This is a genomic window from Kineobactrum sediminis, from assembly GCF_002868715.1.
Lineage (GTDB): Bacteria > Pseudomonadota > Gammaproteobacteria > Pseudomonadales > Halieaceae > Kineobactrum > Kineobactrum sediminis.
The window spans coordinates 598,739-613,200 of the sequence record NZ_PKLZ01000001.1; the positions used below are offsets into that span (position 1 = coordinate 598,739).

Annotated in this window: 11 protein-coding genes; 5 read left to right on the forward strand and 6 right to left on the reverse strand. The window is 60.4% G+C overall.

Annotated features, from left to right (window positions below):
* Complete coding sequence (locus CWI75_RS02655) at positions 1-1,272, forward strand: SAM-dependent methyltransferase (protein WP_101519895.1); 1,272 nt, start codon at positions 1-3, stop codon at positions 1,270-1,272.
* 15 nt (positions 1,273-1,287) lie between these two features.
* On the opposite strand, the gene CWI75_RS02660 is transcribed toward CWI75_RS02655, so the two are convergent.
* Genes CWI75_RS02660 through CWI75_RS02670 form a run of 3 tightly spaced genes read right to left on the reverse strand, consistent with a single transcriptional unit; the run spans position 1,288 to position 6,166 of the window.
* The gene (locus CWI75_RS02660; protein ID WP_101519896.1) at positions 1,288-3,588 is read right to left on the reverse strand and encodes an ATP-dependent DNA helicase; all 2,301 of its coding nucleotides are present in this window, start codon (positions 3,586-3,588) and stop codon (positions 1,288-1,290) included.
* On the reverse strand, positions 3,581-5,221 hold the full coding sequence (locus CWI75_RS02665) for a VRR-NUC domain-containing protein (protein ID WP_162299971.1): 1,641 nt from the start codon (positions 5,219-5,221) through the stop codon (positions 3,581-3,583). Before CWI75_RS02665 ends, CWI75_RS02660 begins: the two co-directional genes overlap by 8 nt.
* A gap of 39 nt (positions 5,222-5,260) precedes the next feature.
* A complete protein-coding gene (locus CWI75_RS02670; RefSeq protein ID WP_101519898.1) occupies positions 5,261-6,166 on the reverse strand; it encodes a DMT family transporter in 906 nt (301 codons plus the stop codon).
* A 231-nt stretch (positions 6,167-6,397) separates the two neighbouring features.
* On the opposite strand from CWI75_RS02670, the gene nhaC reads away from it, so the two are divergent.
* Together nhaC and CWI75_RS02680 are read left to right on the forward strand one after the other, a co-directional pair.
* Positions 6,398-7,873 (forward strand): Na+/H+ antiporter NhaC, encoded by a 1,476-nt coding sequence (nhaC, locus tag CWI75_RS02675; protein WP_101519899.1) that lies wholly within the window; start codon positions 6,398-6,400, stop codon positions 7,871-7,873.
* Complete coding sequence (locus CWI75_RS02680; RefSeq protein ID WP_338152684.1) at positions 7,870-8,364, forward strand: acyl-CoA thioesterase; 495 nt, start codon at positions 7,870-7,872, stop codon at positions 8,362-8,364. Before nhaC ends, CWI75_RS02680 begins: the two co-directional genes overlap by 4 nt.
* Here CWI75_RS02680 and epmA read toward each other — a convergent pair.
* Both epmA and efp read right to left on the reverse strand, forming a co-directional pair.
* Entirely contained in the window at positions 8,320-9,279 is a 960-nt protein-coding gene (gene epmA, locus CWI75_RS02685; RefSeq protein WP_101519900.1) for an EF-P lysine aminoacylase EpmA, read from the reverse strand. The two genes, CWI75_RS02680 and epmA, sit on opposite strands and share 45 nt — an antisense overlap.
* 25 nt (positions 9,280-9,304) lie before the next feature.
* Positions 9,305-9,877, reverse strand: a complete 573-nt coding sequence (efp, locus tag CWI75_RS02690; protein WP_101519901.1) for an elongation factor P — start codon at positions 9,875-9,877, stop codon at positions 9,305-9,307.
* 150 nt (positions 9,878-10,027) lie between these two features.
* Between efp and CWI75_RS02695 the strand changes: the two genes are divergently transcribed.
* On the forward strand, positions 10,028-11,860 hold the full coding sequence (locus CWI75_RS02695) for a hypothetical protein (RefSeq protein WP_101519902.1): 1,833 nt from the start codon (positions 10,028-10,030) through the stop codon (positions 11,858-11,860).
* Here CWI75_RS02695 and serB read toward each other — a convergent pair.
* Entirely contained in the window at positions 11,825-13,075 is a 1,251-nt protein-coding gene (serB, locus tag CWI75_RS02700) for a phosphoserine phosphatase SerB (protein WP_101519903.1), read from the reverse strand. The genes CWI75_RS02695 and serB overlap by 36 nt on opposite strands.
* A 130-nt stretch (positions 13,076-13,205) precedes the next feature.
* On the opposite strand from serB, the gene CWI75_RS02705 reads away from it, so the two are divergent.
* A complete protein-coding gene (locus CWI75_RS02705) occupies positions 13,206-14,453 on the forward strand; it encodes a hypothetical protein (RefSeq protein ID WP_101519904.1) in 1,248 nt (415 codons plus the stop codon).
* Positions 14,454-14,462 lie beyond the last annotated feature (9 nt).

Here is a 14,462-nt window from a genome sequence, read left to right on the forward strand (position 1 = left end):
ATGAACGATATGAGTGTCGGCCAGGTACGGCTGCAATCCAAGAGAATCCGTAGCCGCTGGTCAAACACCCACCTGGCTCGCAACCTGTTGTTGCGGGCCTTTGAAAACTTCAAAGTCGGCAGCCTGACCATCCACGATGGCGCGGAAACCCTGCGCGTAGGGCACCTCGAAGGTGACGGTGAACCTCATGCCGAGGTATTTGTCCACAACCAGCAGGCCTATGCAAGAATTCTGGCAGGCGGCACTATCGGCTCCGGCGAGGCCTATATGGCCGGCGACTGGAGCACACCGGACCTGACGACGGTGACACGCCTGTTTTGCGCCAACATGCGGGCCATGGAAGCGATGGAGGCGCGGCGCTCCTGGCCGGTGCGTGCAGGCCTCAAGCTCGCGCATGCCATGAATCGCAATACCCATGACGGCTCGCGGAAAAATATCGCCGCCCACTATGATCTCGGCAATGATTTCTTCAGGCTTTTCCTGGATCCCACCATGATGTATTCCGCCGCGGTATTCGATACCCCGGATGCCACCCTCGAGGCCGCCTCGATAGCGAAACTGGATGAAATCTGCAGCCAGCTGGAATTGCAACCGGATGACCACCTGTTGGAAATCGGCACCGGTTGGGGCGGTATGGCCATTCATGCGGCGCAACACTATGGTTGCCGGGTGACCACCACAACCATTTCCCGCGAACAGTACGAATACGCTCGCCGGCGGGTCAATGAACTGGGCCTGGCAGAACAGGTAACGGTCCTGTGCGACGACTACCGCACACTCAGCGGACAATACGACAAGCTGGTATCCATTGAAATGATTGAGGCGGTCGGGCACGACTTCTACAGCAGCTACTTCGCCCGCTGTAGCGACCTGCTCAAGCCGACCGGCAAAATGGTCATCCAGGCCATTACCATCAGTGACCAGCGCTACCAGCAGGCCCGGGATACGGTAGATTTCATCAAACGCTATATTTTCCCCGGTGGCTGTCTGCCGTCGCTGGCCGTTATCGCCGACCATCTGGCGCGTGACACCGACATGCAACTGGTGCACCTGCGCGACATCACCCTGGACTATGCCCGCACCCTGGCCTGTTGGCGCGAACGCTTTACCGCCGAGCTGGAAACAGTGCGACATATGGGTTTTGACGAACAGTTCATCCGCATGTGGGAGTTCTACCTCTGTTACTGCGAGGGCGGCTTCCGGGAACGCATCATCAGCACCGTGCAACTGGCCTTTGCCAAGCCGGGTTACCGGGTACCTGCCAACGGCTGAAAGCTGGCGCCAGGGCTACACCGGACCCTCTTGCAGCGGACCCATACGATAGGTCCACCACGGCGGCAGCAGCGCCCGGTACGCCGGGTCACTGTAGCGGCCGTCCACCAGCAGCGCCCGGCCATAGTCGGTTTCCAGGCGCACCACGCGACCCAGGGCCTGGCTGACTTTCTGCATACCGGGGTATTGGTAAGCGTGCGCAAAGCCACTGCCATAATGTTTCTGGTAGTGATTGCGCAGCTGCTCATTGGCCGCATTCACCTGCGGTAGCCCCACCCCGACCACCACGACACTGCTGAGGTCATCGCCGGGCAGGTCAATACCCTCGCCAAAGGCTCCGCCAAGTACACAGAATGCCGCCACATCCCGCCGCTCGCCCAATTGTCGCAACAGGCTGCCCCGGGCATCCGCATCCTGCCCGGGGGCCTGTACCCAGCGCAGGCGCCCTTCGGGCCAGCCCTGAGCCTCCAGCTCCACCAGGCAGGATTGCAGGTAACTGTAAGAGGAAAAATACAACAGGCAGTTGCCGGGGACCATGTCCAGCCACTGCCGCAACAGGGCAGCCAGCGCCGGCAGGCTATGCTGGCGCTGCTGGTAGCGAGTATCAATGTGGGTGGCCAACTGGACTTGCAGCTGTTCCCGGGCAAAGGACGAGCGCGCGCGGTAGGCCACTGCTTCCTGGTCAAGCCCAAGGCTGTCAAGAGTCCAGCGCTGCGGTGTCAGCGTTGCGGAAAAAGCCACAAGGGCATGCACGGGCTCGTGCCTCAAGGCCAGCAGGCGGCCGGGGTCCAGACAGTGCAATAGCAGTCGTGGGCCCTGGCCCCCGGTGTCTGCAACTACCTCCAGGCGGAATTCGTCACCCCAGAGTTCCACTACCCGCAGAAACTGCAATACCGCAAAGTGCCAGTCCCGTAACGCCGGGCGCTGTTGCAGCAACAGCGGATCCAGCGCCAGCTGCTCCCCCAATTTCTCGAAGCATGCCTGTAGCACCTTGTGCAGCTTATCGGGGATACTCTCGTGCCATTCATTCTGCGCACCTGGCAGCCGAGCTTTTTCAAGTGCGAGGAACTGCCGGTTACAGCGGTCCAGGAGCTTTTTCACTACGGCCGGTGCCTCTTTCCGGGCCAGAACCAGGGTTGACCGGGCCAGTTCCGCGCCGTACATCTGCCGGGCACGTTCCGGCAGGGTATGCGCCTCGTCCAGCAGCACGGTCCAGCGCTCGGCACTGGCCGCCAGCCGTTCGGCAAGATTGGCAGTCAGGCTGAACACGTGGTGCACATCCGCGATAATCATATCTACCCAGGGTGCGAGGTCCAGGCTCAGCTGGTAGGGGCAGACCTCAAAGCGCCGGGCCAGGCTCTCCAGCGCCGGTCGATCCAGCTGTTGCGTGTCCAGCGCCGCAGCCCGCGCTGCCGGCAACCGATCGTAATAGCCCCGCGCATAGGGACAGTCCTCACCATGACAGGCGCGACCGGGAGACAGGCATACCTGCTCCTTTGCAGTCAGGCTGAGGGCGTTGCCGGCATAACCCGCCCGCATTAACTGGTCGAAGGTGTGCTCGGCCGTGCGTCGGCCACTGATTTTACCGGTGGTGAAGACAATGCGTTCGTGCCTTCCGGTTGCCAGTGCCTTCAGTGCCGGATACAACACCGCCACTGTTTTACCGATGCCGGTTGGCGCCTCCAGCAACAGCCGGCCCGCCTGGTGCACGCACTTGTATACCCGCTCCGACAACTCTCGCTGGCCCGGGCGAAAACCCCGGTGCGGAAAAGGCAGGTCTCGCAGGCTCAGGTCACGACGTGCGCGATGCGCCTGCACCAGAGCCAGCCAGGTGCCGTAACGATGCAGGGAATCCTCCAGAAATGCCCGCAGTTCAGCCCGGCTATAGTCCTGTTGCAGGCTGTGCTCGCGGTCTTTATCCAGCTCCAGCCAGGTCAGTTGTACGGTCAGCGCCTGCAGGTCCTCCTGTTCGGCAATCATTGCCGCGTACAGCCGTCCCTGGGCGAGGTGCAGGCGCGTAACCGGCTCCGGAATTCGCGCGGGATCGACCCGGCAGGTCTTGATCTCCTCCACCAGGGCCCGGGTCTGGTCATAGCCGTCTGCGCGCCCGCGCACGCGCAACCCCAGGCCGGCGACCGGGGCACTGTAACTCACGGAAAATTCGCGCTGATAGGATGCAGGCCGATCCCGGTACACGCGTTGGTGACCCTCGATACCCTGCATCGCAGTAGGCGAGGGCGTGAAACGGTGATCAATATCACCCTGCCGGTGGCAAAACAAGGCCAGGTCGCGCACTGTGATGGTAAATTCAGTCATCACACCAGCTCACCCGGGCGACCTGCGCGGGAATTCCCTGCGCGGCAAAAAACCGCAGCCAGCGGCGCTGGCTGTGCTGCAACTGGTCCCCGGGACCTTTCACCTCAATCAGGCAATAGTCGCCCGGCTTACTGCCCAGGGCCAGTAGATCCGGGAAACCGCGCCGGTTTTCACCGGGATCAAACAGCATTCGTTCCCATATCGCCAGCAGGTGCGACCGCGGCAGGCACGCCAATGCCTGTGCCAGAAGAGTTTCACTCAACAGGTGCCAGTTCACCCACCGGCACTGGTAGCCCTGGTAGCGCCGGTAGGCCGACACCAGCTCCCCGGCGAGATCGGTGCGAGCCAATAGCTCAAGTCGCGCCGTCAGCAGGTGGCTCCGGCGATGATAAAAACCCTGCTGATACATGTCCGCGGGCACACTCTGGAAGGCATTGTGAAAGGCCCCGGGGACGGCGGCAAAAATCTGCTCCCAGAAAGCCAGTCCGAACAAGCTGTTGAGCAGCGTATTCTCGACATAGTGAACTTCGGCCCAGGTGCCTGCCAGATGCTGTGCCACGGCCAGTTCCACACTATTTCCAGAGCGGGGCAGCTGCAGGTCCAACAGTTCAAAGTGGTCGCGCCGGGAGGCCGGCGCCGGTTGGGCGAGACGTCGGCATAGCCTCGGCAGGATACGCAGTGCCGCTTCCTGTTCCTCCTCACACCAGGGCTGCTCGAGAATATCCAGGCACTGGGCATGTGCAACTTTCCAGTCGCCGCCTGTCTCCAGCACGCGGGCGCGCCGCTCCCGCGCCGGGTGCAGTTGGCTGCGGCTGTAGAGGGACGCAGCCAACGCCAGTGCACCGACACGCTCCAGGTCGCGGCCCAAACGGTTACACAGCTTCCAGTGCCGATGGACACTGGTCTCAAACCGGGGCGAAGCAGCCAGCAGCTGTTGCGCGAGCGCCTCCAGACCTTCCTGATCGCCGGCGTCGCGCAGGAACCAGTAATGATCCGCCAGCTCACCCCATAGTTGATACTCGGTAACGGCCTCCCGACAGCTGAACAGGCGCTGCTCCCGGTCCAGCGAATAAGGGTAATAACAGGCGATACCCAGATCACTGAGCACAAAGTCAGTCATCCCCTGGCGGCGATTGCCAAAGAATAACAACTGCAGCAGCGACACCACTTCCACGCCCAACGGCGCAACCAGGCTATCGTCAGTGGCCGCCAGCAAGCAGTGCAAATACTCCTCACCGGACCAGTCCAGCGCAGTTGCCGCCGCAAGCCAGGCACCCTTGTTACTGAAACCACCCTCAAGCACACCGGTAAAAGCGCTGCGCCACTCGGCCACTGTAAATAGCGGGGCCAATGCTGCAACATCCAGCCCCTGGGGTCGCTGCACCAGACCGGCCATTTCCAGTTCGGCCAGGGCGGCGGGAATGTCACTGATTTCCGGGTACACCAGTTTGCGCTCGCGAAACCAGGGGCCCACCCGCGATACCAGCCGCACATACAGACACTGGGCGGGCATTTGCAAGCCCTGCCAACGCTCCAGCAGGCTGTGTTCCGCGCGGTTCAGCAGATCGCCATAGCGGGCCACCACCGCGCGGCAGAGAGCATCAAAGTTGTCGCGATAATACAAGGGTACCAAGACGGCAGGTACCGGAGTTGAGGGGTGCCCGGCCATCGGTCAGGATACGGCGTCTGGCGCCGAGCGCGGCGGTGACCCGGCCTGCTGCAGCAGCACGCCGGGAATGATCAACGCCAGTCCCACAAGGGTTGCCGGATGTATGGCTTCACCCAGAATAGTGCTGATAAACACCAGTGAAAACAGGGGTGACAGAAAAATCAGGTTGCCCACCCTGGCCACCGAGCTTGCCAGGCGGAGGGCACTGGACCAGAGGGCAAAGGTAATACCCATTTCAAAAAGACCCACATAAAGTGCCGCCGAGAGTCCCTGCCAACTGGCGATTTCCACTGCTGAAAAAAGCGCGCACAGCAGCCATGCCGCCGGCGTTGCAAGAATAAAGTTGAGGCACAAACTGGCCAGCGGATCGCGCTGGTTACGGGTGTTCAGGATCCAGTACAGGGCCCAGATCAGGGTGCTTCCGAGGGCCAGGGCAACACCGGGCAGGCTGGTGAAGGCCATGGCCAACGGTTGTCCTTCCGTGGCAATGATCACCACGCCGGTGTAACCGAGCGCCGCGGCCAGCAGGTCCCGGCGCCCCAGGCTCTGACCCAGTAACGGCACCGCCAACAGGGCCAAAGTAATGGCCCAGGTGTAATTGATGGTCTGCGCCTGCTGGGCGGGCAACAAATCATAGGCATGCAGCAGAACCAGATAGTAGAGCAAGGGATTGATGGCCGCCATCGCCAGGAAATACAGCGGTTGTGCACGCAGGGACGCAAACAGCAGATGCAGCTTGCCCTGCCAACCCACGATCAACAGTAAAGCGAAAGCCGAAGCACTCACTGACCAGGCGACCAACTGGAATACGTCCATCTCCCGCAGCGCCAGCTTGAACGCCGTCGCTGCGGTGGACCACAGCAGAACGGCAGCCAACCCCAGCATCAGTGCCTTGCGATCATCTTTCATGAAATATGCTCAAGAGAAGCGTGTTATCACCGCGCAAACAGTCCACCGGAATCACTTTGCGAACCGCTTTACAGGAATCCTCCCACATGGCTTGCCCGAGGCCGTGAGTGTACGTCATCCACTTACCGGTGTCAGAGCCAGGCTGTACCCGACCGGCATTTTAAGGCATTCTTGCCACTGCAAACGACACCAACGCTACTGCGGCTTGCCGCACCGACATGGAAACTCATTTTGAGCGCAGCGCAGCCGTCATCATCCCCACTTTCGACGGCGCTGGCCGTTACACCGGTCATATTCCTCACTTTGCTGCTGGGGGCGTCGGTCTATTTATTCGGTGCGGATTCATCCTATGGCGCCAACCAGGTTGCACTGATCCTTGCATCCTGCGCTACCGCACTGGTTGGCAAGCGTATAGGAATGTCCTGGGACACTCTGCAGGAAGGCATGATCAACGGCGTCAGCGTCGGCCTGGGCGCCACTCTCATCATGCTCGCCGTCGGCATGCTGATCGGCACCTGGATCCTTTCCGGCACGGTACCGGCAATGATTTACTACGGCGTGCAAATCCTCAATCCCGGCATTTTTTATGCCGCCAGCGCGGTTATCTGTGCCATCGTCGCGGTCAGTATTGGCAGTTCATGGGCCGTTGCCGGCACCCTGGGTATTGGCCTGATGGGCATCGCCGGTAGCTTCGGCCTGTCTCCCGGCATTACCGCCGGCGCGATCATTTCCGGGGCCTACTTTGGCGACAAGCTGTCCCCCCTGTCAGATACGACCAACCTGGCAGCCGCAGCGTCGGGAGTCGACTTGTTTGACCATATCAGGCATATGCTGTGGACGACAGTACCTGGCTTTACCCTGGCTCTGGCCCTGTTTGCCCTCATCGGCGGTGGCGAGGCCGCCACGCCGGAGGAAATAGCCGCACTGCAGCTCAGTCTTACCAGCGAGTTCAATATTGGCCCGCATCTGCTCTTGCCACTGCTGATCATGTTGGGCCTGATCTACCGCCGTTTTCCCGCTTTTCCTTCGATTATCGTCAGCGCGCTGCTTGGGGGACTCTTCGCTTTACTGTTCCAGCCAGACGCCGTACGCCAGCTGGCCGGGGCCAGCGCGGGAGTGATCCAGCCCATGGTCCTGCTCAAGGGCATATGGATCAGCCTGTTCGACGGCTATACGGCAAATAGTGGTAATGTATTTCTGGATGATCTGCTGAGCAAGGGCGGCATGAGCAGCATGCTGAATACCGTCTGGCTGGTTATCTGTGCACTGGCGTTTGGCGGTGTTCTGGAGCGTACCGGTATCCTGGCTCACCTGTTGAAGATAATCCTGCGCAGGGTACATAGCGCCGCCGGGCTGGTCAGTGCCACCGTGGTCACCTGCATCTCGACCAATGTGCTGGCCGCAGACCAGTTCATCTCCGTGGCCCTTCCCGGGCGCATGTTCAAGGACGAATACGCACGCAGGGGCCTGTCGCGGCTTAACCTGTCGCGCACCCTTGAGGATTCCGCAACACTGACTTCGGCCCTTATTCCCTGGAACACCTGCGGGGCCTACATGTCCGCCACCCTGGGGATTGCAACCTTTGCCTATGCACCTTTTGCCTTCTTCAACCTGATCTGCCCCCTGCTGGCAGTGTTGTTTGCCTTCATGCATATTGGTCAGAAACCGCTGGAGACCTCTGCCGAAAATTCTGCGGTACTCCGGTGACAGTGATCCCGGAACTGTGGGACTACCCGGAGCCGTTTATCCTGCAGGCGGTGGTAGCGGCGGATGACATCGATGGCCTGAAACATACCAACAACACCGTCTACGTGAAGTGGTGCGAACAGGCTGCGTGGGCCCATTCCGTGGCGCTGGGACTGGATCTGGACAACTATCGGCAACTGGACCGGGCGATGGCCATTGTGCGCAGCGAATATGACTATCTGCAGGCTTCGCGCGCGGGCGAGGAACTGCAGGTGGCCACGTGGATTGTAGACTGGGATCGCAAGCTGACCATGCACCGACATTTCCAGATTATACGGGCAACCGACGGAGTCACTCTGCTGCGGGGCGTCATGCGCTTCGTCTGCATCGAAATCAGCAGTGGCCGCGCGCGACGCATGCCGGCGGAATTCATTGCCGGTTATGGGCCGGCGGTTCTAAGCGAGATATCAGCTGCGTTCCCAGGGGAAGGCCAGAACCCGGCGAATATCTGATTCGCCACTGGCGCACAACAACAACCTGTCCATACCCAGGGCGACACCACTGCAGGCCGGCAGGCCTGCCGCCAAAGCCGCCAGCAGCTGCTCATCCAGAGGCCTCGTGGCCAGTCCCCGCTGCCGCCGGAGACGGTTATCGGCTTCAAACCGGGCCCGCTGCTCCCGTTCGTCGCCCAGCTCATGGTAGCCATTGGCCAGCTCAAGGCCATCGACATACAACTCGAAGCGTTCGGCAACCCAATAACCATCGCGCTCTACAATCCGCGCCAGTGCCGCCTGGCTTGCGGGGTAATCGTAGACAAAACAAATGCCGCGACCGGCCAGCCAGGGTTCCACCGCGTGGGTCAACAGAAGGTCCAGCCAGAGATCGCGGTCACCTTCGAGGTTACCGACGTCAAAATGCCCGCGCGCAATACCGCAAAGGGTATCCACGGATGCAGAGAAAGGATCGATATCCAGACTTTCGAGAAACAAATCGCGGTAGCTGAGAGCCTGCCAGGGACGCGGACCGAGACAATGACAGACAAGATCGGCAACTTCCACCATCAGCTGATGGTGGTCCAGGCCGGGCCGGTACCATTCGAGCAGGGTAAATTCAGGATTGTGCCGAGCCCCCGCCTCGCCGTCGCGAAAGGCTTTGCAGACCTGGTAAATCGAGCCACTACCCGCCGCCAACAGCCGCTTCATTGCGTATTCGGGAGAGGTCTGCAGATAGCGCCCGTCCGCGCCTATCGAGCGGCCGCTACACACCTGCAATGGCTCAATAGCCGGGTCGGTAATACCGCTGCGACACAACAGCGGGGTTTCAACTTCGAGCACGCCGCGCTCGGCAAAAAACTCGCGGATCAGGGCCAGCAGGCCAGCTCGCTGGCGCAATAATGCCGTGGATGCGGCAGGTTGCCAGTCTCTCAAAACCGGGCCGCGCGTTGCCGCGGGCTCAGGACTTGCTGGCGCGGTTCTGGTATTCACCGGTACGGGTATCAACCCGGATCACTTCCCCGGTAGTGATGAACAAAGGCACCTTGACCACGGCGCCGGTACTGAGTTTGGCGGGCTTGCTGCCACCCTGGGCGGTATCACCCTTGAGGCCCGGGTCGGTTTCGACAATCTCCAGCTCGACAAAATTGGCCGGAGCCACTGACAGGGGAGAGCCGTTGTAGAGCGTTACCTCGCAGTTGTCCTGCTCTTTCAGCCACAAATAGGCATCGCCTACCGCCTTGGCGTCAGCCTGGTGCTGCTCGAATGTGTCCGGCTCCATGAAATACCAGAACTCGCCATCGGTATAGAGATATTGCATCGTGAGATCGATGACATCAGCGCCTTCGAGGGTTTCGCCCGACTTGAAAGTGCGCTCCCAGACCCGACCGGTTCTCAGGTTACGCATCCGCACCCGGTTAAACGCCTGACCCTTGCCCGGTTTGACGAACTCGTTCTCGAGAATGCTGCAGGGGTCGCCGTCCAGCATGACCTTGAGGCCAGAGCGGAATTCATTAGTAGAAAAGTTTGCCATGGGGATCCAGTTCATCTATCGCTGTAAAGGCCAGCATGATACAGCACGATGTCGCTTTGGGCGATATTCCAGTGGCGATCGGCAAGCAAGATAAGCTACTCTTGAAACCCGCACGACCATAAAACAATCCACAGGTGACCGCACAGGTTCATGAGCGATAATACCCCGATAAGGCTCAGCATCCCCCGCCAGGAACGTACCGAATTCAGCCTGTTCCCCCTCACTGCGGACGCCGCCAGCGCCTGGGCCGGGGACTTGCCGGTCACCAACACTCCTCGGCTTGTGCAGCAGTTACTCGACGCAATAGAGGAACTGAACCAGGTGGTCGTGCCTGCTGAACGTCGCTTTGGCCTTATTGAGGCCATGCGACCAAGCCTGCAGGTGGCCATGTCGAGCTTGCCCCGGCGCTTCATCAACCAGCCGCTGGTATTACCGGCAGAGCCCCAACACATCGCCGACCTTGCGGAGCAACTGTTCAGTGCCGCGGGTACCGCATATACCCTCGTAGCAGTGCATGCAACCCGGGATCGCGAATCCATCCAGAACATCAACCCGGCACGACTGGTTTGCGAGGCGTTGCAGCGGGCGCTCTGCTTTACCGGCTGCAGGATCTTCCAGCGTTATCAACTGTACCAGACGCTGGAACCCGGAGTCTGGCAAACACTGCACCAGTTATATGCGTTTGCCGAGCGGCAGCAGCTTACCCGGGCGCAGGTTAGCGGCGTCAAGGGTGCGGAAACCACCGTCAGTGCAACCTACCTGAAGTCTTTGCTGCTGGCCTGCTGCAAACCCAGCCAATTGCGCCAGAGCGACCTGGCCGCCGTATTTCGCTGCCTGGAGGAGTGGAGTGGCCTGGCCAGCATAAGCGCGGCAGGTGAGGGTCTGTTCAGCGTTGACCTGAGTAGTGACCGGCCCCCCGCCTATGCCGGCGCAATGCTCAATAGCGAAGCCCCGCAGTTGCGGATTATCGCCACCGGCCCGGTAGTGGCACGCCTGAGACAATTACAGGAAGAAAGCGACCATACCACCCAGCAAGGTGTTGTTTTTGATAACGACACCCGACTGTACCCCCACGTAATCCAGCATATGACTGACGCACTGTCCTCCATCAGCATGCGTAATTTCAATCGCAGCCCTTTCCAGCAGCAACTCCAGGTTGCCCTGGGACTCAGTAGCGCGCATTTTCACTGTGCGGGTAAACGAAATTTCGACCAGGTGCTTCGCGGTGCTAACTACCAGCCCGATGCGAGCGAGCGCAAGTCGGGCAATCCATTTATGGAGCACAGGATTACGGACCAGTGGGAACGCAATGATCCCGACGGCATCCATCGCAGTGAAAACCGGCCCGATGCAAGTACCGGTCGTGATTCGCAATCGATAGAGCCGGATGCCGAAACACGAAAAGTCCTGCTGGGTGAATCCCCGGATGACCCGGCCTCATCCGCCGAGCGGTTTCCGCTCTTTCCGGTTCAGGCTGTGAATGTGGGCCCCGGGGGGTACTGTTTGCGGTGGGCGACGGGGCTGCCCGGCGACGCCCGTAGTGGCGATGTTCTTTGTGTACGTGAACACGATAATAGCGAATGGGCCATTGCCGCCATTCGCTGGACGACCCAGCTTGAGGAGCGGGACACCATGGTGGGCATTGAGCTGCTCAGCCCCAGGGCAACGGCTTATGGCGCTAAAATAAGACACCACCAAGGTGCTCCCTCAGAGGCCATCCGCGTACTGATGCTGCCGGAGATCGCTCTGGTTGCGCAGCCCCGAACCCTGGTCACCCCGCGCACCGGCTTCCACGAAAGACTGAAAATCACCTTGCTGCGCAATGGCCTCCGGCACGATATTCAGCTGCAACAACAGGTGGCGACCACCTCGACCTTCAGTCAGTTTGAATTTCGCGATATCCCGGAAGAGCAGAAAGGCGATCCGGCGCAGGACTATAACCCGTCCTCAGACGCGTTCGAATCGATCTGGAGCAAGATCTGAGGGGGGCGGTTGGTAACGATCAGAGATGCCCAGCAAATAAAGAATGGCGTCCAGCCCCAGAGTGGAGATGGACTGCTCCGCGGACTGCTGCACCAGCGGCTTGGCACGAAAGGCAATACCCAGGCCGGCGATACTCAGCATTGGCAGGTCGTTGGCCCCATCCCCCACGGCAATAACCTGTTGCAGGTCAATCCCTTCAAGGGTGGCGAGCTGTCGCAATAGCGCCGCTTTGCGCTCCCCGTCGACAATAACCCCGTTGACCTCGCCGGTGACCACACCGTCGGCAATCTCCAGCTCGTTGGCATGGACATAATCAATGCCCAGCTGCTGTTGCAGCCGCTCGGCAAAATAGGTAAAGCCACCGGAGAGGATCGCGGTTTTATAGCCCAGCAAGCGCAGGGTCGCGATCAAATGCCGGGCACCCTCGGTAATACGCAGCTTCGCCGCCACTTCCTCCAGCGCGGTTTCCGGCAGGCCCTTGAGCAGGGCTACCCGCTCGCGAAAACTCGCGGCGAAATCCAGTTCGCCACGCATCGCCCGCTCGGTAATGGCGCTAACCCGTTCACCGACCCCGGCAAGCCTGGCCAGCTCATCAATCACCTCCGCCTCGATCAGGGTTGAATCCATATCAAACGCCACCAGGCGGCGGTTGCGGCGATACATGTTGTCTTCCTGGAAAGCCAGGTCTACCTCCAGCTCGCTGGCCACTTCCAGTAGCTCTTTGCGAAATGCCGCCAGATCCGGAAGCGGGCCACGCAGGGAGAATTCAACACAGGCTTTGCTCAGTGGCGGCAATTCGCCAAGCGGGATGCGACCGGAGAGGCGACTAATTCCATCAATACCAAGGCCGTGCCTGGAAAACACCGTACTCACCCGGGCCACCTGGTCAGCGGTGATCTTGCGCGCGAGCAGGGTGGTGATGTACCGCGCCCGACCCTGGGCTGAAACCCAGTCGCCATAGCTTTCCTGGCTGATGTCCTGCCAGCGCCACTGCAACGCATGGCTACCGGCAAAGGCCTGCAATGCCTCTGCCAGTTCGGGTCGGGGTACGTTACCCGGAATCTCCAGCAGAAGCCCCATAGACAAGGTGGCGTGAATGACAGCCTGCCCGATATCAAGCACGTTTACGGCATATTGCGCGAGAATCCCGCTCACACCGGCGGTAATTCCCGGGCGGTCATCGCCGGAGAGAGTGATCAGTACAATGTCATTCACGCGGATTCGGTGCCCCACCGGTAACGAAGCCCCGTATTCTACCCCTAGACATTATGTGGTGAAACCGGCGCAACATGCGCAGCGGCCATGGTTTATACTCCGCGCTTTAAACCAGTGGAACCGAGTCTGCGTGAAAAACCGTTTCAGCGAGTCCAGCCTGAGTCACCAACTGGCCCTGATTGCCGCCATCGGCTGCCTGCTTGTCAGCCTGGCGCTGGTCGCACTGGCGGTAACCTCCGCCCGGCATATGCAGGAAGGCCAGCAAGCGGCCTTCGGTAATGCCCTGGCGCGGCAGATTGCGCATCGTATCAGCGCGTCTCTCGAAACCGGCGATCTCCTCAATATTGCCGCCTCGCTGCACAGCTTCGTCAACAGCTCCTCCGCTACAGAGGTCGTATTCTTCGACATAGAGGGCCGGGCACTCGGCCAGGCCGGGGAGGCCGGCAGTGGCCAGCAGGCGCAATATCGTGCGCCGGTACTGGTTGCCAACGACACTGCTGGTGAAGTGGTTGTCAGCATCAATACCGAGACTGCCGAAACCGCTCGTCAACGCTTTCTGCTGAGCCTGCTCGGTCTTGCCGGGCTTCTCAGTCTCGCGGCCTATGGCGCAGCAAGCCAGGCAAGCAGGCGCCTTCTGTCCAGCCGCCTGCGGCGACAGGCCCGGGCAATAGCCCTCGATGAAACCCGGGGCGAACCCATGCCCGCCAACGAATTGCAGGCACTGGAGCAACGTATCGACGCGCTGCCCATGAACCTGCTGCGGGCGCGTAGCGGCACCGGCGCCAAGGAAGAGCATTACCTGAATACGGCAGTGCTCTACCTGCACCTGATAAGCCTGGCGGATTATATAGACACACTGGATGATGAATCACTGCATCGCTACACCGATCGCCTGCACCAGATAGTCTACATGGCAGCCGGATTCTATGGCGGCGAACTGCAGGTGGTGCGCCAGTTCGGGCTGGCGATATTTTTCAGCGACACTTCCAGCAGTGGCAGCGCGGCCTTCCGCGCGGCATCCTGCGCATGGCTGATACAGGCAGTATGCAGGGAACTGGAAAAACAGATATCGCTTTCCCTGACCGTGGCCATGGCCATTACCCACAGCGAACTGGGCCGAGGTGATGAAGCTGACATCTACCCCGGGCTGTATATCCAGCCGGCCCTTGATGAACTGCAGGCCCTGTGTGGCAACAAGCCACCCCGGGTCATGCTGTCGCCCACTGTGTGCGCAGATATTGATGTCAGCAGTCGCCTGGAGCAATGCCCCAGCGAACTGGGAGACTACGCTGTGCTCGAAGAGTTCCTGGGGCCCTGGGACGATTTGCTGGAACGGCAGCTGCGCCTGATACTCAGGCGCATGACCGACCGACTCTAGACAGACTAG